Source organism: Serratia sp. Tan611 (assembly GCF_905188235.1).
Classification (GTDB): domain Bacteria; phylum Pseudomonadota; class Gammaproteobacteria; order Enterobacterales; family Enterobacteriaceae; genus Serratia_B; species Serratia_B rhizosphaerae.
This window is the reverse complement of sequence record NZ_LR994655.1, coordinates 729711-753875: the sequence shown is the minus strand read 5'-3', so window position 1 is coordinate 753875 and position 24165 is coordinate 729711. Positions and strand designations below refer to the sequence as shown.

The following is a 24165-nucleotide window of genomic DNA, read 5'->3' as shown; positions in this document are numbered from 1 at the left end:
TTTAGGTAGAGCGATTAAACCAGTGTCTTTGGCCCGAAGAATTCCCGGGCGCTCACCACATCATTGGCGATTTGCTGCTTCAGCGCGTCGAGCGAAGCAAAACGCTGTTCATTGCGCAGTTTTGCGCGGAGCACCACGTCAATATGGCGCCCATAAAGATCCATTGTGACGTCCAGCAGATGGACTTCCAGCTGCTGGCGCACGCCGGCGACGGTCGGGCGCGTGCCGATATTGGCGACGCCCGGCAACGGTTGCGGGCCAAGGCCGTATACCTCGACGGCATACACGCCTTTCACCGGCGCAACCAGCCGCTTCAGCGGCAGATTGGCGGTCGGGAAGCCGATGGTGCGCCCCAGCTCATCGCCGTGCACCACGCGCCCGGAAATGCTGTAAGGATGGCCCAGCAGCGTTTCCGCCAGCGGCAGGTCATCATCACGCAGCGCATTGCGGATCGCCGTGCTGCTGATGCGCTGCCCGCTTTCACGGAAGGTCGGGGTGCTGACCACCTCAAAACCGTATTCCGCACCGGCTTTCTGCAATAGCGGGAAATCGCCGAGGCGGTTGGCGCCAAAGCGAAAATCGTCCCCTACCATCAGGAACTTCACCCCCAGTTTTTGCACCAGCAGCTCGGCAACAAAGGACTGTGCGGTATTGGCGGCAAAACGCGGATCGAACTTGACGCACAGCAGGTAATCAACCCCGGCCTGCGCCAGATACTTCGCCTTGTCGCGCAAGCGCGTCAGGCGGGCCGGTGCCTTGTCCGCCGCAAACAGCTCCAGCGGCTGCGGCTCAAAAATCATGACGATCACCGGCAGCCCAAGGCGTTTGCCTTCTTGCTTTAGCTGCTCCAACAGCGCCTTGTGACCGCGATGCACGCCGTCAAAATTGCCGATGGTGAGCACGCAACCATGGTGGCGCGCCCGAATGTTGTGAATGCCGCGAATTAGCTCCATAGCTGGCTCAAAACAGTGGAAATCGGCGGATTATACCTTGTACAGCGGTTAAGGTTAACCCGCGATTGCTTCCTTGGATGTAATAGTCACACCATACCGAAGATCGTCGGCGGGAGAAACGCCTAAAGCGCAGTTTATCCGGCAAAGAGAAGCGCCCACAGCCGGGCACGCGTCGCCTTGTCGTCGCCATGGCGTAAAAGCGGGCGAATTTTATCGCGAAACACTGTATTCCCATGACCGAAGCTGGTAAAATCCTGCGCCATCACAACGTAGCGAGTGCCGACCGTACAAACGGCGCTTATTTGCACAAATCCATTGACAAACGAAGGCTAAAAGGGCATATTCCTCGGCCTTTGAATTGTCCTCAATAGAATATATTTGGGAGTTGGACCTTGGCTAATATCAAATCAGCTAAGAAACGCGCCGTACAGTCTGAGAAACGCCGCAAGCACAATGCTAGCCGTCGCTCAATGGTGCGTACCTTCATCAAGAAGGTATATGCCGCTATCGCAGCCGGCGACAAAACTGCAGCACAAAACGCATTCAACGAAATGCAACCACTTGTGGATCGCCAGGCTGCTAAAGGCCTGATCCACAAAAACAAAGCAGCGCGTCATAAGTCAAACCTGACTGCGCAAATCAACGCAATGCAGTAAGCATTACGTTGTCTGCTTGTTAAAAAAACCGGCTTTGGCCGGTTTTTTTACGTCTGCGTTCAGCCTCAGATGGAAAATAGCGCTGAAAAATCCTTGTTGCACACCCGCTGCACCGCCGGATGCTGAATCATACGTTCGGCAAAAATCACGTAGTATTCTTCCTGCACGTTATCGATACGGCCGATCTCCACCACGTCATCATCATTGTAGGTATCCTGCGCATACAGCGTCGGGGCGACAAAAATGGCGTTGTGGTACATGCCGAACGCCTTCATCAGCGCCGCGTCGTCAAACTCCCCCAGCACTTCAACCTGAATGCCCTGGCTGTTGAACCAGTTAAGCAGTTTGCGGCCCAGCATCGAGCGCCGGCCAGGGATCAGCAGTTTACGTTGCTGCAGGCAGGCGGGAAACGGCAGCTCCGGCGCCGGCTGACGGCAGAAAAAACTGATGCCGCACTCACCCAGCTTCAGCGAAAACAGCCCTTCCTGCTGGCTGGAGTCCACCGGGCAGTCCGACAGGATCATATCCAGCTTATGCTGGCTGAGCTGCTCCAGCAGCATCTCATGCGTCGACTCGAAGCAGCGAAGATGAATTTGCTCGTTTTCCACCACCGCCGTTTCCAGCACCTGGCTGACCAGACGTTTGGACAATGCGTCCGCCACGCCGACGTCAAACAGCAGGTTGGACTCTTTGCGATAATTGACGATATCCAGCATTTCCTGGCTGAGCATAAACATCTTGTCGGCGTAGCGAAATACCAGTTGCCCCAGCTCGGACGGCACCAGACCGCGCCCCTGACGCTTGAACAGTTTGCCGTTCAAACGCTCTTCCAGCGCCTTGATCTGGCCGGTAATCGTCTGCGGGGTCAGGAACAGCGCTTCCGCCGCGCCCACTACCGAGCCTTCCTTGCAGACCTGCCAGAAGTAATACAGATGATTAAAGTTGATATGCGACATTCTCACGACGTTGTTCTCCTTACGCTTCGCTGCGGCAAACGGTCTGCCGTATTGAGCGACAAACTCCCTTTTCTTCCTGGCGACATATTTCCTACCTCTGATTCAAGGCCGGAGCCGCCATCACGATACACAGCTCCGACCACAATTGTAGCCCATCTTGCGGCAAGGTTATTGCCTATTTGCCTCTGTGCGCCAGCGACAGGCGCAGCAGCGCATAACCCACCAGCGCCGCCGCGGTGGAGCCTAACAGAATCCCCAGACGCGAGTAGGTACTGAACGCTTCATCCGCCCCGCTGAAGGCCAACGATGCGATAAAGATCGACATGGTAAAACCAATACCACACAGAACCGAAACGGCAAACACCTGTTTGAAGCCGATATCCTCCGGCAAACGGGCGATGCCGGACTTCACCGCCAGCCAGCTGAAGATAAAGATCCCCAGCGGCTTGCCGATAAACAGGCCGGCGGCAATGCCCATCGGCAGCAAGGAAGCCAGACCGTTGAGGGAAACGCCCTCCAGCGACACCCCGGCGTTGGCAAAGGCGAACAGCGGCAGAATCAGGAACGCAACCCAAGGGTGCATCTCATGCTCCAGCGTTTCGGACGGGGACGGCCCCTTTTTGACCTTCAGCGGAATCATAAAGCCGACAATCACCCCGGCCAACGTCGCATGCACGCCGGATTTGAGGATCGCCACCCACAGCACCAAACCGACGATCATATAGATAGAGGTTTTGCTCACCCCGCGCCAGTTCATCAGCGCCAGTACCGCAACGGCCGCCGCCGCAACCCCCAGCGCCGCCAGCGACACTTCATGGGTATAGAACAGGGCAATAATCACGATAACCCCAAGGTCATCGATAATCGCCAGCGCCAGCAGGAACACTTTCAGGCTGGTCGGCACGCGGTTGCCCAGCAGCGCCATCACCCCCAAGGCAAAGGCAATATCGGTCGCAGCCGGAATCGCCCACCCCTGCCGTGCAATGTCATCGGCGCCGTTGAACAGCAGGTAAATCAGCGCCGGCGCCAACATGCCGCCCAGCGCGGCAATCGCCGGGAACACCGCTTTATCGCGCCCGGCCAGCGAGCCCTGCATCAGCTCGCGTTTTACTTCCAACCCGACCACCAGGAAGAAGATCGCCATCAGGCCATCGTTAATCCACAGCAGCAGCGGCTTGGCAATTTCCAGTGAGGCAATCTTCACCATCACCGGCAGGTTAAGGAATCCCTGATACACGCCCTGCAGCGGCGAGTTGGCCATCATCAGGGCGATCACTGCCGCCACAATCAAAATGATGCCGCCTGCCGCTTCCTGACGTAAAAACTGACGAATAATATTGGTCATGCACTGTCACTCCCGACAAAAATACAAAACGTCTCCGCCTTGCATCAACCACGTATAGAGTGAGTATAGCTTGCACGATGATTCGTAAAAACAAGATTATTAGTGCGAAATTATTCGTAAAAACCGATTCAACTGAGAGATTAATCACGCAAACCAACACGCCGCCGCCGTCCCCAAAAGAAAACCCCGGCGCCAGGGCCGGGGTTTTAAGACAGTTAATGCAGCGTTCGCGTTAACGGGTCAAGTCATCAAAGAACTTTTTCACCCCGTCGAAGAAGCTCTTCGAACGCGGGCTGTTTTTATCGCCGGAAGGACCGCCGAGGCTCTCTTCCAGTTCTTTCAACAGCTGCTTCTGTTTTTCGTTGAGCTTGACCGGCGTTTCCACCACCACACGGCACAGCAGGTCGCCCTGGCTGCCGCCGCGCACGGATTTCACGCCTTTGCCGCGCATGCGGAACAGCTTGCCGGTTTGCGTTTCTGAAGGCACCTTCAGCTTCACGCGGCCGTCGAGCGTCGGAACTTCAATCTCGCCGCCCAGCGCCGCCATGGCAAAGTTAATCGGCACTTCGCAATACAGGTTATTGCCTTCACGTTCAAAGATCGGGTGAGCTTTTACCTGCACCTGCACGTACAGATCGCCGGCCGGTGCACCGTGCTCGCCGGCTTCACCTTCACCCGCCAGACGGATGCGGTCGCCGGTATCCACGCCGGCAGGAATTTTCACCGACAGCGTTTTGGATTTTTCTACCCGGCCATGGCCGTGGCAGCTGTTGCACGGATCTTTGATAATCTGGCCGCGGCCGTGGCAGTGCGGACATGCCTGCTGCACGGTGAAGAAGCCCTGACGCATCTGCACCTGGCCCTGACCGTGACAAGTTGGACAGGTGACCGGCGAGCTGCCCGGTTTGGCGCCGCTGCCATGGCAAACGTCACACTCTTCCAGCGTCGGGATACGAATCTCTTTGGTGACGCCGCGTACCGCTTCTTCCAGCGTCAGCTCCATGTTGTAACGCAGATCGGAGCCACGGCTGGCGCGCTGACGACGGCCACCGCCGAAAATATCGCCGAAGACGTCGCCAAAGATATCGCTAAAGTCGGCACCGCCGCCGCCAAAGCCGCCGCCGCCCATACCGCCCTGCTCAAACGCGGCATGGCCGTACTGATCGTAAGCGGCGCGCTTCTGCTCGTCGCCCAGGATTTCGTAAGCTTCCTTGATCTCTTTAAAGCGGCTTTCGGCATCTTGTTCCTGGTTACGGTCCGGGTGGAACTTCATCGCCAGGCGCTTATACGCCTTTTTGATTTCGCGCTCATCCGCCGTTTTGGCGACGCCGAGAACCTCGTAATAGTCTTTCTTCGCCATTGTCTTTATTAGCCCTAACATGCGTGCACGGGCGCAGAGTTGCCTCGACGCCCGTGCTGGTTTCCAGTAACGCGTTAGCGGCGTTACCGTGCCCGCTTAAGGGCGATTATTTTTTGTCTTTCACTTCTTCGAACTCAGCGTCGACAACGTCGTCTTCTTTCTTCGCCGCGTTGTCTGCCGCACCCGCGTCAGCACCCTGTGCCTGCGCCTGAGCCTGCGCCATTTCCATCAGCTTGCCGGAAACCTGCACCAGCGCCTGGGTCTTCGCGTCGATCTCGGCTTTGTCTTCGCCTTTCGCCGCGGTTTCCAGCTCGCTCAGCGCGCTTTCGATAGCGGTTTTATCTTCCGCTGGCAGCTGCTCGCCGGCTTCTTCCAGTTGCTTACGCGTGCCGTGGATCAGGTGATCCGCCTGGTTGCGCGTCTGCACCAGCTCTTCGAACTTACGGTCAGCTTCAGCGTTGGCTTCCGCGTCGTTCACCATTTTCTGGATTTCATCTTCGTCCAGGCCAGAAGAGGCCTTAATGGTGATTTTCTGCTCTTTACCGGTGTTCTTGTCTTTGGCAGACACGTGCAGGATGCCGTCGGCATCGATATCGAAGGTCACTTCGATCTGCGCCATACCGCGCGGTGCCGGCTGGATGCCGTCCAGGTTGAACTGGCCCAGAGACTTGTTATCGCTGGAACGCTTACGCTCGCCCTGCAGCACGTGGATGGTTACCGCAGACTGGTTGTCTTCAGCGGTAGAGAACACCTGGCTGTGCTTGGTCGGGATCGTGGTGTTTTTGCTGATCAGCGAAGTCATCACGCCGCCCATGGTTTCGATACCCAGAGACAACGGGGTAACGTCCAGCAGCAGCACGTCTTTCACATCACCGGCCAATACGCCGCCCTGAACCGCAGCGCCGATGGCAACCGCTTCGTCCGGGTTCACGTCTTTACGCGGTTCTTTACCGAAGAAGTCAGCAACTTTCTTCTGAACCATTGGCATACGGGTCTGGCCACCAACCAGGATTACGTCCTGAATGTCGGATACGGACAGGCCTGCATCGGTCAGCGCCACTTTCAGCGGCTCGATGGAACGCGCCACCAGATCTTCAACCAGCGACTCGAGTTTCGCACGGGTCACTTTGATGTTCATGTGTTTCGGACCGGTCGCATCTGCAGTGATGTACGGCAGGTTAACGTCGGTCTGCTGTGCGGAAGACAGCTCGATCTTCGCTTTCTCAGCGGCTTCTTTCAGACGCTGCATCGCCAGCGGATCGTTACGCAGGTCAATGCCCTGCTCTTTCTTGAACTCTTCCACCAGGTAGTTGATCAGACGGCTGTCGAAGTCTTCGCCGCCCAGGTGGGTGTCACCGTTGGTCGCCAGAACTTCGAAGGTTTTTTCGCCGTCAACTTCGTCGATTTCGATGATGGAGATATCGAAAGTACCGCCGCCCAGGTCATAAACCGCGATGGTGCGGTTGCCGACTTCTTTGTCCAGGCCGTAAGCCAGGGCCGCAGCTGTTGGTTCGTTGATGATACGTTTTACTTCCAGACCGGCGATACGGCCGGCGTCTTTGGTCGCCTGACGCTGCGCATCGTTGAAGTAAGCCGGTACGGTGATAACCGCTTCAGTTACCGGTTCGCCCAGGTAATCTTCAGCCGTTTTCTTCATTTTCTTCAGCACTTCGGCAGAGATCTGCGGCGGTGCCATTTTCTGGCCTTTCACTTCCAGCCATGCGTCGCCGTTATCAGCGCCGATGATTTTGTACGGCATGATGTCTTTATCACGCTGTGCTTCTTCGTCCTGGAAGCGACGGCCGATCAGGCGCTTGATCGCAAACAGGGTGTTTTGTGGGTTAGTGACAGCCTGACGTTTAGCCGGCTGGCCAACCAGAGTTTCACCATCCTGGGTATAGGCAATGATTGACGGCGTGGTGCGGTCGCCTTCGGCGTTTTCCAGCACGCGTGCCTTGTTGCCATCCATAATAGCTACACAAGAGTTGGTAGTACCCAGGTCGATACCAATAATTTTGCCCATCTAAACATCTCCACTAATAAATTCGATTTCGGTCAAGTTGCTAACCTATATGCGGACATTTTTTTACTTTTCAACTGCCCGATTTTTCCGCCTTGTATCCCACGCGTTTCAACGCTCAAACCACGAGGTTGCGGGTGAAAGGCGAAGGTGATACCACGATCAGCAACTGCGGTTGAGAATAAGATGGGGGCATCTGGCCCGGCATCAAGGGGTAAAGTAAAAAAATTTCTTTGCGGCGTGGCGATCGCGCGTTCGGCCGGCCGTCCCTGGCCGGCGATACGTTACAGATCGGCCAGCGAATCGGCGTGCGGCGCCACACGGTCGCCGTCCAGATCGCGGTGCAGATAGATCCCCAGCGCCAGCCCGAGCGCCGACAGCGCCAGCACATAGTAGGCGGGCGCCAGCGGCGTCACCTTCATCATTAAGGTGACGAAAATCGGCGTCAGGCCGCCGAAAATGGCGTATGACAGGTTATAAGAGAACGAAATGCCGCTGAAGCGCACCGCCGGTGGAAATGCGCGCACCATCACAAACGGCACCGCCCCCACGACGCCGACGCTGAATCCCACCAGCGCATAACAGGCGAACAGCATTTCCGCATGCTGCGCCACGGTCTGATAAAACAGCCAGCTGCAGCCGGCCAGCAGCAGGCTGCCGACGATAAAGGTTTTGCTGGCGCCAAAGCGATCGGCCGCCAGCCCGGCGGCCAGACAGCCGAAAATCAGCATAATGGTGGCGATGCTGTTGGCCTGCAGCGTCAACGCCGGCGCAATGCCGAACTGCTTTTGCAGGTAGGTCGGCGTCATCAGGATCACCACCACCACGCCGGCGGACAGCAGCCAGGTCAGCAGCATCGAAACCACCACCTCTTTCTTATACTGCTTCACCACCGTTTTCAGCGGCAGCTCCTCCGCCAGCGCCTTACGCGCCTGCATTTCTACAAACACCGGCGTTTCCTGCAGCCAGCGGCGCAGATACATGGCGATCAACCCGAAAATGCCGCCCATCAGGAAGGGCACGCGCCAGCCGCCGTCTGTAATACTTTGCGCGCTCAGCGTGGTGTTGATGACGGTAGCGACCAGAGAACCCAGCAAGATGCCGACGGTAAGGCCGGCGGTCAGCGTGCCGCAGGCCAGGCCGACGCGTTTACGCGGCACATGCTCCGCCACAAATACCCAGGCGCCCGGCACTTCGCCGCCGATAGCGGCGCCCTGTAGCAGACGCATCAGCAACAGCAACAGCGGTGCGGCGATACCGATGCTGGCGTAAGTCGGCAGCAGGCCCATGCCCAGCGTGGGCAGCGCCATCAGCAGAATACTCAGGCTGAACATTTTCTTGCGCCCGACCCGGTCGCCGAAGTGCGCCATCACGATCCCACCCAGCGGACGGGCCAGATAGCCAGCAGCGAAAATGCCGAAGGTCTGCACCAAACGCAGCCATTCCGGCATCTCAGCCGGGAAGAACAGCTCGCCGACCACGGCGGCGAAGAAGACGAAAATGATGAAGTCATAAAACTCCAATGCCCCGCCCAGCGCTGCCAGCGTCAGAGTCTTATAGTCTTGCCGGTTCAGCCGGCGTTGCGTGTCATGATGCATAGGTTACCGTCAGAGGAAGCAGATAAAATCACGCGCGCTCGGTGGCGCGCTGTAAATGAATCCTTACTATACCCGCCATACTTCAAGCTGCAGGTGTGTTGGCTACGCTCAGTCACCCGAATCACTGACCAGAGTCAGCTCATCGGGATTCCTTCCCTTGCCGCCTTCCTGCAACTCGAATTATTTAGGGTATATAACGGCAATTTTATTTCACACCAGCCTGACAAGAGGCCGCCTGGCGTTAATCGTTCGTGTCACGACGCGCGCTTTTCGGCCGGAAGGCGGTGACCACCGCGTCGTCCGTTTCCACATACGGCCCTTCAAGCAACTGGATACAGTACGGTACGCTGGCGAAAATGCCGTGCACCACCACCTTACCCTGCTCGTCCTTCACCCCTTCCAGCGTCTCCTTGATCGACTTCGGCTGGCCCGGCAGGTTGATAATCAGCGCCTGCTTGCGAATCGCCCCGATCTGACGTGAAAGAATCGCCGTTGGCACATAGTGTAGGCTGATTTGGCGCATTTGCTCGCCGAAGCCCGGCATCACGCGGTCGGCAATCGCCAGCGTTGCGTCCGGCGTCACATCGCGGCGTGACGGGCCGGTGCCGCCGGTGGTCAGCACCAGGTGGCAGCCCGTTTCATCCACCAGTTCGCACAGGGTATGTTCGATCAGAGTTTGTTCATCCGGGATCAGGCGCGTCTCCAGCTTGTACGGCGTCGTCAGGGCGCTGCTCAGCCACGCTTCCAGCGCCGGAATGCCCTTGTCCTGGTAAACGCCGCCGGAAGCGCGATCGGAAATCGAAACCAAACCAATACGTAATGTGTCCATGCTTAACCTCTACAACCTGACGAAATGCGGGCGGCGTCATCTCCCGCCCCGTTATCAATGCCGAGAGTATACGGCCTCCGCCCGTCGCAGGAAGCAACAGGCATAAAAAAAGGTGGCCTGAGCCACCTTTTTGTCATCCTGCACCTGTGTAACTTACAGCAGGTCGGCGATCATTTTTTCCAGCTTGCCCTGGTCAACGGCAAACTTGCGGATACCGTCGGTCAGTTTTTCCACCGCCATCGGATCCTGGTTGTGCTGCCAGTAGAATTCAGGTTCGGTCAGCGCCGCAGGGCGTGCTTTCACTTCGCCGCTGTAGGCGAGCTTACGCTCAACCGCGCCTTCGCTTTCCGCCAGCTCTTTCAGCAGCGCCGGCGCGATGGTCAGACGGTCACAGCCCGCCAGTTCGATGATCTCGCCGACGTTGCGGAAGCTGGCGCCCATCACCACGGTTTCATAGCCGTGCTGTTTGTAGTACTGGTAGATTTCGCTTACGGAAACCACGCCCGGATCTTCGTGCGGCGCGAACTCTTTCTTGTCGCCATTGGCTTTGTACCAGTCAAGGATACGGCCGACGAAAGGAGAAATCAGGTACACGCCGGCTTCGGCGCAGGCGCGTGCCTGAGCGAAGGAGAACAGCAGGGTCAGGTTACAGTTGATGCCCTCTTTCTCCAGGCGTTCCGCCGCGCGGATGCCTTGCCAGGTAGAGGCCAGTTTGATCAGGATACGATCGTTGCTGATGCCGGCCTCGTTGTACAGCTTGATCAGACGCTTGGCCTTGGCGACGCTGGCTTCGGTGTCGTAAGAGAGGCGCGCATCGACTTCGGTGGAGATGCGGCCCGGCACCAGCTTCAGAATTTCCAGACCAATGTTCACCGCCAGTTTGTCCGCCGCATCGGCGATCTGCTGCTCGCGATCGCCGCTCTGCTCGCGCGCCCATGCGATAGCTTCGTCAATCAGCTTGCGATATTCAGGGATCTGGGCTGCATTGAGGATCAGCGAAGGGTTGGTTGTCGCATCTTGCGGCTGATACAGCTTCATGGCAGCAATATCACCGGTATCCGCAACCACCGTGGTCAGCTGGCGCAGGGAAGTTAATTTGTCGGTCATGTTGGCATTGTCTCATCGTTTGTGCATGAACTTTTGGCATCGTTCGATCTTGCCTTGCCTTGATAATAACACGCGCAAGGCGCGGCGCAAGGCACGAAAATGGCCCTAAGTCGCCGCCGATTTTTCGGCGTAATTTTCCCTCACTTCCGCCATATCAATCGATATTTCCGAAATGAAAATGAGACATTAACGAAAGTTAACAACAAGTAATTGTGCTAACTTCCCAGCACGCCAAGCGCTGGCAACGCCATAAAATGCGAAAAATCTTAATTTATTCACCCCGTATGACTTTCGTTAAGCGCTGGTAATAATTAGAGCAAAATCATTTTCCGGGCGGAGGATCGCTCCGGGTATTTACGCCTGTTTGACAAGGAGGGATCCGTGACGGATCTGATTAATTTCATTAACAATATCCTGTGGGGATCGGTACTCATTTATTTACTGATCGGTGCCGGCATCTACTTCACCATCCGCACCCGCTTTATCCAGTTACGCCACTTCACCCATATGTTTTCGGTGCTGAAAAACAGCAATAAAAGCGACAGTTCCGGCATCTCCTCATTTCAGGCTTTATGCACAACGCTGGCGGCGCGGGTCGGCACCGGCAACCTGACCGGCGTCGCCATCGCGCTGACCGCCGGCGGCCCCGGCGCCATCTTCTGGATGTGGGTGGTGGCATTTATCGGCATGGCCACGTCATTTATCGAAAGCACCCTGGCCCAGCTGTATAAAACCAAAGACGATCAGGGTAACTACCGCGGCGGCCCGGCCTACTACATGGAAAAGGGCCTCGGCATGCGCTGGATGGGCGTACTGTTCTCCATGTTCCTGATCCTCGCCTTCGGCCTGGTGTTCAACGCGGTGCAGGCCAACTCCATCGCCCAGGCCAGCGCTGCGGCGTTCAACTTCAACCCGCTGTACGTCGGCATCGGCCTGGTGCTGCTGAGCGGCACCGTAATCTTCGGCGGCATCCGCTCCATCGCCCGCGTGGCGGAATGGGTGGTGCCGGTCATGGCGGCGGCCTACCTGCTGCTGGCCTTCTGGGTGCTGGCGATGAATATTGAGCAGTTGCCGGCCATTTTGCTGCTGATTGTCAAAAGCGCGTTCGGTTTACAAGAAGCGGCCGCCGGCGCAGTCGGCTACGGCATCTCGCAGGCGATGACCCAGGGCGTCCAGCGCGGGCTGTTCTCCAATGAGGCCGGCATGGGTTCGGCGCCGAACGCCGCAGCCTCCGCCTCGCCGTATCCGCCGCACCCGGCGTCGCAGGGCTACGTACAGATGCTCGGCGTATTTGTCGATACGCTGGTGATCTGCAGCGCCACCGCCGCGATTATTCTGGCTTCCGGCGTGATGGATAACCCCACCGGCGAGATCAGCGGCATTGAGCTGACCCAGCGCGCGCTGTCCAGCGCCGTCGGCAGCTGGGGTTCGCCGTTTGTGGCGCTGGCGATTTTCTTCTTCGCCTTTACCTCCATCATCGCCAACTACGCCTACGCCGAAAACAACCTGATCTTCCTGGAGCACAATCATCCGGCGCGGCTGGCAATCTTCCGCTGTGTTGCGCTGGGCATGGTGATGTTCGGCGCGCTGGCGGAGCTGCCGCTGGTATGGAAAATGGCCGACACCGCCATGGCGCTGATGGCGATCACCAACCTGACGGCCATCCTGCTGCTGTCACGCGTCGCCTTTAAACTGGCCCGCGACTACAACCGGCAACGGGCGCTCGGCAAACTGCCGACCTTCGACGCCAGTCAATACCCTGAGCTGAAATCCCAGCTGGAGCCCGGCGTGTGGGATAACCCGCAAAAGCCAGACTGACCCGCACTCCCCGCCAAGGCGCATCCCTACGCGCCTTGGCCTTTTACCCCGCACCTATCAGACCCATCGCCGCTTTTTCTCACGTTTTTTGCTAAAGTATCTCCACTTTGATCAACAGGATGTCGCGCCATGCTCGTTATTATCTCACCTGCCAAAACGCTTGATTACGAAAGTCCTCTGGCGACGGCTCGCTTTACGCAGCCTGAGCTGCTGGAGCAATCTGCAGAACTTATCAACATCAGCCGCCAGCTGACGCCGGCGCAAATCGCCAGTCTGATGAAGATCAGCGACAAGCTGGCCGGACTGAACGCCGCCCGCTTTGCCGAATGGACCCCGCAATTTACCCCGGATAATGCGCGCCAGGCCCTGCTGGCCTTTAAGGGCGACGTGTATACCGGCCTGCAGGCGCAGGACTTCAGCGAAGCGGATTTTGACTTTGCCCAGCAGCATTTGCGTATGCTGTCCGGCTTATACGGCGTGTTGCGTCCGCTCGACCTGATGATGCCTTACCGTCTGGAAATGGGCATCAAGCTGGCCAACCCGCGCGGCAAAGATTTGTACAGCTTCTGGGGCGATCGCATCACCGACAAACTCAATGAAGTGCTGAAGCAACAGACGGACGATGTGGTGGTCAATCTGGCATCGGATGAATACTTCAAAGCGGTGAAGCCGGCCGGGCTGCACGGGCAGCTGATCAAGCCGGTGTTCCTGGATGAGAAAAACGGTAAATATAAGGTCATCAGCTTCTACGCGAAAAAAGCGCGTGGCCTGATGAGCCGCTTTATTATCAAAAATCGCCTGACCAAAGCAGAACAGTTGGCTGATTTCAATCTGGAAGGATATGCCTTTGATGAGGCGGCGTCCAAGGCGGGCGAACTGGTATTCAAGCGTCCCGAACAGTAAGAAAAAAGGGCCGGTGATAACCGGCCCCTAACCAGCACATCACGTTAATCAGGCGGGCAGCGCCATCATAAACTGACGCAGCTGCGCGAAGTCAGCCGGCAGCGAGTGCGACAGCAACGGCAGCTCGGCACGCACCGCCAGCGCTTTCGGCAACGGCAGCTCCTGCTGTAAAATCTCCTCCACGCTCTCTTTAAACTTCGCCGGATGCGCGGTGCCGAGGAACAGACCAAACTCGCCGTCCTGCAGCTGATCGCGCAGCAAGCGGTAGGCGATAGCCGCATGCGGCTCGGAGAGGTAGCCTAACGCCGCCAGCTCCTTCATCGTCTCTTTGGTGGTTTCATCGCTGACCGCCCCGTGCCCCAACTCTTTCAACTGCCAAATTTTGCGGCGGAACAGCTCTTCCACCCGCGGCCAGTTATTCGGCTGACTGACGTCCATCGCGTTGGAGAGCGTCGCCACCGTTGCGTGCGGCTGCCATTTACCGTCGTCGAGGAAACGCGGCACCGTATCGTTGGCGTTGGTGGCGGCAATAAAGCGTTTCACCGGCAGTCCCAGCGACTTGGCCAGCAGGCCGGCGGTCAGATCGCCGAAGTTGCCGCTCGGCACCGAAATCACCAGCTGATTGCGTGCTTCCTGCGGCAGCTGCGCCACCGCCTCGAAGTAGTAGCAGATCTGCGCCAGCAGGCGGCTGATATTGATCGAGTTGGCCGAGTTCAGATGCAGCGCCTCTTTCAGCTCGCGATCGTCAAACGCCTGCTTCACCAGCGCCTGGCAGGCGTCAAAATCGCCGTCTACCGCCACGGTATGGATATTGCCGCCCAGCGTGCAGAACAGTTTTTCCTGCAGCGGGCTGATTTTCCCCTGCGGATAGAGGATCACCACGCGCACGTTTTTCAGGCCGTAGAACGCGTGCGCCACCGCCGCGCCGGTATCGCCGGAGGTCGCCGTCAGAATGGTGACCGGCTGATCGCCGGCCACTTCCGCCAGCATCTGCGCCATAAAGCGGCCGCCGAAGTCTTTGAACGCCAGCGTCGGGCCGTGGAACAGCTCCAGGCAGGCGATGTCGTCCTCAACCTTCGCTACCGGCGCCGGGAACTCAAACGCCGCCTTCACGCGCTTGTACAGCGCCTCTTCGCTGATTTCCTCACCGATAAACGCCGACAGAATACGCGCGCTGCGGGTCACGAAATCCAGCTTCAGCAGTTGGTCAATCTCGGTCAGTTCAAATTCCGGCAGATCCAGCGGGAAAAACAGCCCCTGCTGTTTACCCAGCCCCTGCTTGATCGCCTGTGCAAAGCTAACCTGCTCATTGTGATCTTTAAGGTTGTACAGTTTCATGCGTTATCCCAGTTGTCGAGCGCCTGCGGTATCCAGACGGCAAATATGAACAAAACCTTCATCGTTTTGCAGATAGTGATTCTTCAGCCAGTCGGCCATCCGCCGGGCGGTGTCGCCGTCGTCGCACACGGCGAACAGCGTCGGGCCGGAGCCGGAAATGCCGCAGGCCAGGGCGCCGATATCCTGCGCCGCCTTACGCGCTTCGGCAAAGCCCGGCAGCAGGCGGGTGCGGTACGGCTCGGCAATCACGTCCTGCATCAGCTTGGCGGCCAGCTTCGGCTGCTGGGTGTGGCAGGCATGAATAAAGCCGGCCAGATAGCGTCCGTGGCTGATGCAGTCCTGACGGCGGTACTGCGCCGGCAGAATGGCGCGCGCTTCAGCGGTAGAAACCTTGATTCCCGGATACGCCATCACCCACAGCCACTCGTCAAAGCAGGGGACTTGCTGGCTGATGCTCCCCTCTTCCTCCAGCATCAGCTGCAGGCCGCCGAGGTAGCACGGCGCGACGTTGTCATAATGCACGCTGCCGGAAATGCGTCCTTCCAGCTCGCCCATCAGCGCCAGCAGCTGCATGTCATCCAGCGGACGCTCGCAAAATTCATTCATCGCCATCAGGCCGGCAACCACCGAACAGGCGCTGGAACCGAGACCCGATCCGATGGGCATATTTTTTTCCAGCCGCATCGCCACCGGCACCTCGCGGCCGATCGCCTGACAAAAGCGCTGCCAGCACTGATAGACGATATTGTCCTTAGGATCGGCCGGCAGTTTGCCGACAAAACGGCCGGCGTTTTCCAGGCTGAATTGCTTCGCGGCCTCGACGCTGACGCAATCACCCAGCAGCGTGCCATCAACCGGCGAAACGGCGGCGCCCAGCACGTCGAAACCGACGCTGACGTTGCCGATCGAAGCCGGCGCATACACCTTAACCATATTAAACTCCCAACTTCCATGACAGCGTGCGCAGCAGATCGGCGAATACCCCTGCTGCCGTCACATCATTACCGGCGCCATAGCCGCGCAGCACCAGCGGCAGCGGCTGATAATAGCGGCTGTAGAACGCCAGCGCGTTCTCGCCGTTTTTCACTTTATACAATGGATCGTTGCCATCAACAGCGTCAATACGCACCTGGCAACGCCCCTCTTCAATCACCCCGACATAGCGCAATACTTTACCCTGCTCCGCCGCATCGGCCACCCGACGGCTAAACGCCGCGTCCAGCTCCGGCAGACGCGCCAGGAAGCTGTCGGTATCGCCGCTGGCATCAAACTCCGGCGGCAGCACCGATTGCACCTCGATATCGCTCAGCTCCAGGTTGTAACCCGCTTCACGCGCCAGAATCAACAATTTACGGGCGACATCCATCCCGGACAGATCGTCGCGCGGGTCCGGTTCGGTATAGCCGTTGCTCTTCGCCTGCAGCGTCGCCGCCGACAGCGACATGCCCTCATCCAGCTTGCCGAAGATAAACGACAGTGAACCAGACAAAATACCGGAGAAACGCGTCAGTTCATCGCCGGCGTTCAGCAGGTTCTGCAGGTTTTCAATCACCGGCAGCCCGGCGCCAACGTTGGTGTCATAGAGGAATTTGCGGCGCGAGCCCGCGGCGGCGGCGCGCAGCTGATGATAGAAATTCATCGACGAGGTGTTGGCCTTCTTGTTCGGCGTCACCACGTGGAAGCCGTCGGCCAGGAAGTCGACATACTGATCGGCCACCGCCTGGCTGGAAGTACAGTCGACAATCACCGGGTTCAGCAGGTGATACTCCTTCACCAGACGAATCAGTCGCCCAAGGTTGAAGGTCTCCTGTGCTTCCGCCAGCCCTTCACGCCAGCTGTCCAGCGCAATGCCGTGCACATTGGTCAGCATGGCACGCGAGTTGGCAATGCCGCACACCCGCAGATCGATATGCTTTTGCTTCAGCCACTGCTGCTGGCGGTGAATCTGCTCGATCAGCGCGCCGCCGACGCCGCCGGTGCCGATAACAAAGACTTCCAGCACCTGGTCGGTGTTGAACAGCATCTGATGACTGACGCGTACGCCGGTGGTGGCATCATCGTTGCTGACCACCACCGAGATGGAGCGTTCGGACGATCCCTGGGCGATAGCGACGATATTGATATTGGCGCGGGCCAGCGCGGAGAAGAAACGCGCCGAAATACCGCGCAGGGTGCGCATGCCGTCGCCAACCACCGAGATAATCGCCAGATTTTCCGTCACATCCAGCGGCTCCAGCAGGCCGTCTTTCAGCTCCAGATAAAACTCGTCGCCCAGCGCGCGGCGCGCGCGCAGCAGCTCGCCCTGCGGCACGCAGAAGCTGATGCTGTATTCAGAGGAGGACTGGGTGATCAGCACCACCGAGATACCGGCGCGTGACATCACGGCAAACACCCGCGCCGCCATGCCGACCATGCCTTTCATGCCCGGGCCGGAGACGTTGATCATCGCCATATTATTCAGGTTGGTGATACCTTTCACCGGTGAATCTTCATCCGCGCACTCGGCGCCGATCAGCGTACCGGGCGCCTGCGGGTTGGAGGTATTTTTAATCAGGCAGGGGATCTGGAACTGGGCGATGGGGGTAATGGTGCGGGGGTGGAGAACTTTGGCGCCGAAATAGGACAGCTCCATCGCCTCCTGATACGACATCGACTTCAGCAGCCTGGCGTCCGGCACGGTGCGCGGATCGCAGGTATATACCCCGTCAACATCGGTCCAGATCTCACAGCAATCGGCGCGCAGGCAGGCCGCCAGCACCGCGGCGGAGTAGTCGGAACCGTTGCGTCCCAGCACTACCAGCTCGCCCTTGTCATTCCCGGCGGTGAAGCCGGCCATCAGCACGATATGGTCAGCCGGAATGCCCATTGCGGCGATGCGCAGTGTGGATTCGGCGATATCGACGGTGGATTCCAGATAGTGCCCCTGCGCCAGCAGCTTCTCCACCGGATTGATCACGGTCACCGGGAAACCTTTCGCCTGGAATACCGCTTCCATAATGGCTATCGACAGTTTTTCACCGCGGCAGATAATGCCGGCGTTCACGCTGTCCGGGCATTTACCCAGCAGCGCCACGCCGTGCAGCACCTGCTTGAGCTGCGCAAACTCATGCTCGACGCGCGCCTTGAGGCGTTCGTGGGCAAAGCCCGGCAGCGCCTGCGCCAGGCCGTGCAGCAGCTCGGCGAAAATACGCTCCGCGTCGCTCATATTTGGCAGAATGTCTTGCCCGGCCAGCGTTTTCTCCACCATCGCCACCAAGTGGTTGGTGATCTTCGCCGGCGCGGACAATACCGCCGCTACCTGTCCCTGACGGGCATTGCTTTCCATAATATCGGCAACGCGCAGAAAACGTTCCGCATTCGCTACCGAGGTTCCGCCAAATTTCAGCACTCGCATCTCTGTTATCTCCCGAATTTAAGCCAAAAAAAAGCCCGCACTGCTAAGGTGCGGGCTTTTTTCTTCTTGTTTCCTGTACGCGTCAGCCCGCCCCGTTACCTGTGGTATCGGTGGTGGTAATAATTGTGGTGTTCAGGCTGATGTGTCGCATAACGTCTGTCTGTCTCATTTAATCCTCTGTCCCCTCTATTGGTTAAAGCAATCCCTACCCCAAGTCAAATTATTTCTTGTTTTTGCTCATTTTCCGTTCAAGCAGCAAATTGGGGGATGAAACGGACAAAAAGGCAAAACTGCAGCATAAAAAAACAGTCATACGGCAATATTGCAGACGATCGCGCTGAATATACCGGCCATAAGCCGGCCTTCACTTCGTTAATTTTTTTTCAATATCGTGTAACAACGTATGCAGCATCATCGTGTCGCGCCGCGGCAGCGACCCCAGCCGCTGCTGCAGCCAGTCGCGCAGCTTTTGATCGTCCTCAACCTCCAGATGGTGCAACAACCGCTCGGCGCGTTGACGCAACGCCTGCAGCTGGCCTGTATCGGCGGCCGCTTCCGGCGCCGGTGCCGCTACGTTCATCAAAGCGGAGAGCTGATAGCAGTACACCATCACCGCCTGCCCCAGGTTTAACGAAGGGTAATCGGCCTGCATCGGCACGCCCGTCAGCAGATCGGCCAGCGCCAGTTCTTCGTTAGTCAGCCCGGAATCTTCCCGGCCAAACACCAGCGCCGCCTGCGAGGCCCACTGCCGGCGCTCCTCTAACTGACCGAGCAGCTCCTGCGGCGTGCTGTAATAGTGAAAACGCGCGCGGCTGCGCGCGGTGGTGGCGACGGTGAAATCGACATCCGCCAGCGCCTGCTCCAGCGTGGCAAAGTGCTGCGCCGCGTCCAGGATCTCGCCGGCGCCGTGCGCCACCCAGCGTGCCGCCGGCTGTAAGTGCGCATCGCTGTCGACGATGCGCAGCGAGCTAAAGCCCATGGTTTTCATTGCACGCGCTGCGGCGCCGACGTTTTCCGGCCGCGCCGGCGCTACTAAAATGATATGTAACTGCATAGTACTCCACGGCGTTAAACTGCATCACGCGTTTTGTTTTGCTCACCACTAAAATGTTTACAATCCAGCAACAAAAACGCCAACATTTAATTGTGAGATAACAAAACGGACGATTGAGTAAATAAATTTAATGTAATCTATATAAATATAATTTATTTCTTGGCGAACTTAATTATCAAGGCGTTATTGCCGTCTCACTGCCAGTCATTCGGAAATTGTAACCTATTGAGGTTAGCAATGCTGAATCGTTCACAGAATTTCCCCTGCTGAGACTTAAGCTGGCAGTTCTGTAAGTGTTTTTCACAAATCTGTTAACGTGCTACAATTGAATTTGATATATGTCAACAAAGCGTAGTTTTGTTGGGTGATGAATTCGGCATGTACTGTTATATTGCTGTTAATAGGGTTAGGATATGCGCCGTTTTGGCACCCTTGGGGTTAAAGGGAATAGCATCCCCACCAAGCTAGCGATCTTGTTGACATTAAGATGGAAAGTGCATCAAGAACGAGTTTCCGTACTTTAGTCATTTGGCATGAGGGAACGTGGCGATATCTCCGCCCTCCTCTGAGAAAACAAAGGCTTCTGTACTTCCTGTTTTCTATTTTGTTGGCAATTTTAGGTAGCAAATATGCAGACCCCGCAAATTCTGATTGTCGAAGACGAGTTAGTCACTCGTAACACCCTGAAGAGCATCTTCGAGGCGGAAGGCTACATCGTGCATGAAGCCAATGATGGTGCAGAGATGCACAACATCCTGTCCGAAAACGACATTAATCTGGTCATTATGGATATCAACCTGCCGGGTAAAAACGGCCTGCTGCTGGCGCGCGAACTGCGCGAACAGGTCAGCGTCGCGTTGATGTTCCTGACCGGGCGCGATAACGAAGTGGACAAGATCCTTGGCCTCGAAATCGGCGCTGACGACTATATCACCAAACCGTTCAACCCACGCGAACTGACCATTCGTGCACGTAATCTGCTGTCACGCACCATGAACCTGGGCAGCGTCGGCGAAGAACGCAAGCAGGTTGAAAGCTACAAATTCAACGGCTGGGAGCTGGATATCAACAGCCGCTCGCTGATCGGCCCGAACGGCGAACAGTACAAGCTGCCGCGCAGCGAATTCCGCGCCATGCTGCACTTCTGCGAAAACCCGGGCAAGATCCAGTCGCGCGGCGAACTGCTGAAGAAAATGACCGGCCGCGAGCTGAAGCCGCATGACCGCACCGTCGATGTGACCATCCGCCGCATCCGCAAGCACTTTGAATCGACGCCGGATACGCCGGAAATCATCGCCACCATCCACGGCGAAGGCTACCGCTTCTGCGGCGAGCTGGAAGAGTAATTCTTACCGGACGCAAATGAAAGGGGACAGCAAGCTGTCCCCTTTTTCACATGATTAGCGCGCGGTATTCCAGGGAATAATCGGCACGGCGCTCAGCGCATTCTTCGGTGAACCATCCACCACTTTGTCTGAATAGGTCAGGTAGACCAGCGCGTTGCGCGTGGCGTCATAAAAGCGCACCACCTGCAGTTTTTTGAACACCAGCGACGTGCGTTTCTGAAACACCACGCTGCCTTTGTTCTTGCCGTTTTTAATCTTCTCGCTCAGCTCAATCGGCCCGACCTGGGAGCAGGAAATCGCCGCGTCTGCGGTATCTTCCGCCAGCCCCAACCCGCCTTTGATACCGCCGGTTTTGGCGCGGCTGATATAACAAGTTACATTTTTAACGTCCGGATCGTCGAACGCTTCGACCACAATCTTATGGTCCGGACCAAACAGTTTAAACACGGTATCCACCGAACCAATCTGCTCAGCCTGTACGCTATTGGCCGTTGCGCCGGCCAGACAGAACAATAATATCCATAATTTTTTCATCTAGTTAACTCCAACAAATCCCGAACGATAAACCAACTATTATTATTAGTTTTATTTATGATTTGGAAGAAAAAAATAAGCCCCTTCCGTCACGCTTCGCCTTTGTAGCACAGAGCGTGAAAAAAATCTTTGAGAGTCTCGGAGGAAAAAAATTGTTATTATGCGGCGGCGTTATTCCTTTGCGCCTGCAAAGACGCCCTCAGCCTCAACGTTTCATGTAATACGCTATTCCAGAGGCCAGGCGCGCAACGCATGCCGAAATAATTCGACTTGTATCAGGCAGCGCCCCGCTCGCCGGCACAGCGCCAAACGAGTGAGAATGCGTGACCAAACGCCGTCATGATGCAGCTTGAAGTAGACCGGGATTAAACGGCAGGGAACTCGCCGTTGATCACCAGCACCCGCGTAATGAATTAACATAGTCGGGTTCCGACCCCAAAGCTCTACGAGGACGATCTATGGATCAAGCCGGTATCATTCGTGATCTGCTTAGCTGGCTGGAAAGCCATTTGGACCAACCTTTGGCGCTGGATAACGTGGCGGCCAAGGCGGGATATTCGAAATGGCATCTGCAACGGATGTTCAAAGATATTACCGGTAACGCCATCGGCGCTTATATCCGGGCAAGGAGACTGTCTAAAGCGGCGGTCGCGCTGCGTTTGACCAGCCGCCCAATACTGGATATCGCCCTGCAATACCGCTTTGACTCGCAACAGACCTTCACCCGAGCATTCAAAAAACAGTTTGCCCAGACGCCTGCGCTGTACCGCCGGGCCGAGGACTGGAACGCGTTCGGCATCTGTCCGCCGATCCGCCTGGGCGCCTTCACCCTGCCGCAGCCGGAGTTTGTCACCCTGCCGGAGCAGCAGATGATCGGCCTGACACAGAGCTACTCCTGCACGCTGGAGCAGATTTCCAACTTCCGTACCGAACTGCGCTCACAGTTCTGGCGTCACTATCTGGGCGAAGCAACCACGCTGCCGCCGGTGTTGTACGGCCTGCACCACTCCCGACCGAGCCAGGAAAAGGACGACGAGCAGGAGGTGCTGTACACCACCGCGCTGGAGCCGCACCACGTGCCCGATACCGTCAGCGAAGGGCAGCCGATCACGCTGCAAGGCGGCGAATACGCGCTGTTCCGCTATGAAGGCCCGGGCGCCGGCCTGCAGGATTTTATCCTGACACTGTACGGCACCTGCCTGCCATTGCTGGAGCTGACGCGCCGCAGAGGCTACGACATTGAGCGTTTCCACCCGAAAGGCAGCCGCCTGCCGCCACAGCCGCCGACCGAGATCAGCTGCGAATACCTGATCCCGATTCGCCGTTAACGCTGCAGTTCATCCAACGCGGGCATGTCGAGGTGCGATACATCGCCCGCCGTTTCGACGATCCAGCCGGAGGCCAGCCATGGGCTCTGCTGGTGATCGACGCGCGACAGCGAACAGTTGCGCAGCCGTAGACGACGCTCGGCATGTGCCGGCAGCCCCAGAATGGTGCCCATCAGGCAGCCAAGCGCGATACCGTGGCTGACGATCAGCGGCTTACTGCCTTCCGGCAGCATCAGACAGCTCTCCAGCGCCGCGCGCATCCGCTCCGCCAGTTCGCTCATTGATTCGCCTTGAGGGATACGGGCGTCGGGCGTACCATCAACCATCTGTTTGCGCCACTGCTCTTCCTGCGGCGTCAGACCGTCGATAAGACGCTCTTCCAACACGCCCATATGCAGCTCGCGCAGGCGCGGCTCAGCAATCACTTCGCAGCCGCAGGCGTCAGCGATAATCTGTGCGGTGCGGCGTGTCCGGCCCAAATCACTGGTAATCACATGCGTGATGCCTTCGCGGCTGACGCGCCTGGCGACCAGCTGCGCCTGGTGTTCACCCATGGCGGTTAACGGGCTGTCGGACTGACCCTGAATGCGGCGTTCCGCATTCCATTCCGTTTCGCCGTGGCGAACAAGGTATACCTGTAACATTTTTCTTTTCCGTTATACTGCGTGAAACTTGAGTTTATCTTTCAGGGCGGACGCCCGCCCATACGTTGGATAGGCTCTTAGCATAAGGATGCCAGACCCGTTTATGTACCATGTTGTTGCTGCAACTACCAACCCGGCAAAGATCAAGGCTATTCAGCTGGCCTTTGACGAGACCTACGGCGCCGGCCGGTGCCATGTCGAACCCGTCGACGTCGCCAGCGGCGTTTCTCCGCAACCCATCGGCAATGCTGAAACCCGCACCGGCGCGCGCCAACGCGTGACGGAAGCGCGTCAGGCACGGCCGGAAGCCGACTTTTGGGTCGGCGTGGAAGCGGGAATCGAAGACAATATGACCTTCGCCTGGATGACTATCGAAAATCCGCACATCCGCGGCGAATCGCGTTCCGCCAGCCTGATGCTGCCGGAAGCCGTACTGCAGGGAGTTCACGCCGGGCGTGAGCTGGGCAGTGAGATGGCGGCCATTACCGGCAACGCCGATATCAAGCGCCAGGGCGGCGCCATCGCTATCTTCACCAACGGGCGGCTGAGCCGCACCAGCGTTTACCATCAGGCGCTGATACTGGCGCTGGCGCCGTTCCTCAACCCGATTTATCAGCATCATCAGCCACGCTGAACCGTCTGCGGACGGCGCTATGGCGCGCCGTTCAGCAGCTGTTGCTCCAGCCACTGCTTCAGCGCCGGCGGCGCCGCCTTAAGGCTGTTGGAGCCGCGGGTAATGGTCGCAATCCCGGCGCCCAATTCATTCTTCAGCTCGCGCTGGCTCATCTCGCCACGCATCAGCTCCTGGATAATCCGAACGCGCGTGCCAAGGGCCGCTCGCTCGTCCGGCGTCAACAGCAGCTGCATCAGCGGCTGATGCAGATCCCGATCGAAGGAACCCTGCAGCAGCGCGACAAAACGCTGCCAGTCTTCATTGCCTTGTTCTGAAAGAGCAGGATCGTGCAGTGATAATTGCGTCATG

Annotated in this window: 22 protein-coding genes and 1 other annotated feature; of the genes, 6 read left to right on the top strand and 16 right to left on the bottom strand. The window is 57.6% G+C overall.

Annotation, left to right across the window (positions count from 1 at the left end; all coding sequences use genetic code 11):
* Positions 1–14: 14 nt before the first annotated feature.
* A complete protein-coding gene (gene ribF / locus TAN611_RS03500) occupies positions 15–953 on the bottom strand; it encodes a bifunctional riboflavin kinase/FAD synthetase (RefSeq protein WP_105229715.1) in 939 nt (312 codons plus the stop codon).
* A 392-nt stretch (positions 954–1345) separates the two neighbouring features.
* Between ribF and rpsT the strand changes: the two genes are divergently transcribed.
* On the top strand, positions 1346–1609 hold the full coding sequence (gene rpsT / locus TAN611_RS03495) for a 30S ribosomal protein S20 (protein ID WP_015670851.1): 264 nt from the start codon (positions 1346–1348) through the stop codon (positions 1607–1609).
* Between the two features lie 65 nt (positions 1610–1674).
* Here rpsT and nhaR read toward each other — a convergent pair whose 3' ends face one another.
* The 7 genes from nhaR to tal form a co-directional block, all read right to left on the bottom strand.
* Positions 1675–2571 (bottom strand): transcriptional activator NhaR, encoded by an 897-nt coding sequence (gene nhaR / locus TAN611_RS03490; RefSeq protein WP_105229714.1) that lies wholly within the window; start codon positions 2569–2571, stop codon positions 1675–1677.
* Positions 2572–2740: 169 nt separating this feature from the next.
* Positions 2741–3910 carry a Na+/H+ antiporter NhaA gene (gene nhaA / locus TAN611_RS03485; protein ID WP_105229713.1) on the bottom strand — a complete coding sequence of 390 codons (1170 nt, stop codon included), beginning with the start codon at positions 3908–3910 and terminating at the stop codon, positions 2741–2743.
* Between the two features lie 232 nt (positions 3911–4142).
* Positions 4143–5270 (bottom strand): molecular chaperone DnaJ, encoded by a 1128-nt coding sequence (gene dnaJ, locus TAN611_RS03480; RefSeq protein ID WP_105229712.1) that lies wholly within the window; start codon positions 5268–5270, stop codon positions 4143–4145.
* Between the two features lie 106 nt (positions 5271–5376).
* Positions 5377–7293 (bottom strand): molecular chaperone DnaK, encoded by a 1917-nt coding sequence (gene dnaK, locus TAN611_RS03475; RefSeq protein ID WP_105229711.1) that lies wholly within the window; start codon positions 7291–7293, stop codon positions 5377–5379.
* A 281-nt stretch (positions 7294–7574) separates the two neighbouring features.
* Complete coding sequence (locus tag TAN611_RS03470; RefSeq protein ID WP_203067298.1) at positions 7575–8888, bottom strand: MFS transporter; 1314 nt, start codon at positions 8886–8888, stop codon at positions 7575–7577.
* 241 nt (positions 8889–9129) lie between these two features.
* Positions 9130–9717: a molybdopterin adenylyltransferase gene (gene mog, locus TAN611_RS03465; RefSeq protein ID WP_197951248.1), complete on the bottom strand. Its 588-nt coding sequence runs from the start codon at positions 9715–9717 to the stop codon at positions 9130–9132.
* Positions 9718–9870: 153 nt separating this feature from the next.
* A complete protein-coding gene (gene tal, locus TAN611_RS03460) occupies positions 9871–10824 on the bottom strand; it encodes a transaldolase (protein WP_105229708.1) in 954 nt (317 codons plus the stop codon).
* 381 nt (positions 10825–11205) lie between these two features.
* Between tal and TAN611_RS03455 the strand changes: the two genes are divergently transcribed.
* Together TAN611_RS03455 and yaaA are read left to right on the top strand one after the other, a co-directional pair.
* Positions 11206–12642 carry a sodium:alanine symporter family protein gene (locus TAN611_RS03455; RefSeq protein WP_105229707.1) on the top strand — a complete coding sequence of 479 codons (1437 nt, stop codon included), beginning with the start codon at positions 11206–11208 and terminating at the stop codon, positions 12640–12642.
* Positions 12643–12771: 129 nt separating this feature from the next.
* Complete coding sequence (gene yaaA / locus TAN611_RS03450) at positions 12772–13545, top strand: peroxide stress protein YaaA (protein WP_105229706.1); 774 nt, start codon at positions 12772–12774, stop codon at positions 13543–13545.
* A gap of 48 nt (positions 13546–13593) precedes the next feature.
* On the opposite strand, the gene thrC is transcribed toward yaaA, so the two are convergent.
* The 5 genes from thrC to TAN611_RS03425 form a co-directional block, all read right to left on the bottom strand.
* The gene (gene thrC, locus TAN611_RS03445; protein WP_111737752.1) at positions 13594–14883 is read right to left on the bottom strand and encodes a threonine synthase; all 1290 of its coding nucleotides are present in this window, start codon (positions 14881–14883) and stop codon (positions 13594–13596) included.
* 3 nt (positions 14884–14886) lie between these two features.
* Positions 14887–15816, bottom strand: a complete 930-nt coding sequence (gene thrB, locus TAN611_RS03440) for a homoserine kinase (RefSeq protein WP_105229704.1) — start codon at positions 15814–15816, stop codon at positions 14887–14889.
* Position 15817: 1 nt separating this feature from the next.
* A complete protein-coding gene (gene thrA, locus TAN611_RS03435; protein WP_105229703.1) occupies positions 15818–18277 on the bottom strand; it encodes a bifunctional aspartate kinase/homoserine dehydrogenase I in 2460 nt (819 codons plus the stop codon).
* 24 nt (positions 18278–18301) lie between these two features.
* Positions 18302–18421: a sequence feature (Thr leader region), on the bottom strand.
* Entirely contained in the window at positions 18360–18428 is a 69-nt protein-coding gene (thrL, locus tag TAN611_RS03430; protein WP_101815025.1) for a thr operon leader peptide, read from the bottom strand. It overlaps the preceding feature by 62 nt.
* 213 nt (positions 18429–18641) lie before the next feature.
* Entirely contained in the window at positions 18642–19331 is a 690-nt protein-coding gene (locus tag TAN611_RS03425) for a tRNA/rRNA methyltransferase (RefSeq protein ID WP_105229702.1), read from the bottom strand.
* A gap of 629 nt (positions 19332–19960) precedes the next feature.
* On the opposite strand from TAN611_RS03425, the gene arcA reads away from it, so the two are divergent.
* Entirely contained in the window at positions 19961–20677 is a 717-nt protein-coding gene (gene arcA, locus TAN611_RS03420; protein ID WP_105229701.1) for a two-component system response regulator ArcA, read from the top strand.
* Positions 20678–20731: 54 nt separating this feature from the next.
* Here arcA and creA read toward each other — a convergent pair whose 3' ends face one another.
* Positions 20732–21211, bottom strand: a complete 480-nt coding sequence (creA, locus tag TAN611_RS03415) for a protein CreA (RefSeq protein WP_105229700.1) — start codon at positions 21209–21211, stop codon at positions 20732–20734.
* A gap of 458 nt (positions 21212–21669) precedes the next feature.
* Here creA and robA point away from each other — a divergent pair, with 458 nt between their 5' ends.
* Positions 21670–22539: an MDR efflux pump AcrAB transcriptional activator RobA gene (gene robA, locus TAN611_RS03410; protein WP_105229699.1), complete on the top strand. Its 870-nt coding sequence runs from the start codon at positions 21670–21672 to the stop codon at positions 22537–22539.
* Here the strand turns inward: robA and gpmB are convergent.
* The gene (gene gpmB, locus TAN611_RS03405; protein WP_105229698.1) at positions 22536–23183 is read right to left on the bottom strand and encodes a 2,3-diphosphoglycerate-dependent phosphoglycerate mutase GpmB; all 648 of its coding nucleotides are present in this window, start codon (positions 23181–23183) and stop codon (positions 22536–22538) included. The two genes, robA and gpmB, sit on opposite strands and share 4 nt — an antisense overlap.
* A 103-nt stretch (positions 23184–23286) precedes the next feature.
* Here gpmB and yjjX point away from each other — a divergent pair, with 103 nt between their 5' ends.
* Positions 23287–23817 (top strand): inosine/xanthosine triphosphatase, encoded by a 531-nt coding sequence (yjjX, locus tag TAN611_RS03400; protein WP_105229697.1) that lies wholly within the window; start codon positions 23287–23289, stop codon positions 23815–23817.
* Positions 23818–23834: 17 nt separating this feature from the next.
* Here yjjX and trpR read toward each other — a convergent pair whose 3' ends face one another.
* Positions 23835–24164 carry a trp operon repressor gene (gene trpR / locus TAN611_RS03395; RefSeq protein ID WP_105233207.1) on the bottom strand — a complete coding sequence of 110 codons (330 nt, stop codon included), beginning with the start codon at positions 24162–24164 and terminating at the stop codon, positions 23835–23837.
* Position 24165 lies beyond the last annotated feature (1 nt).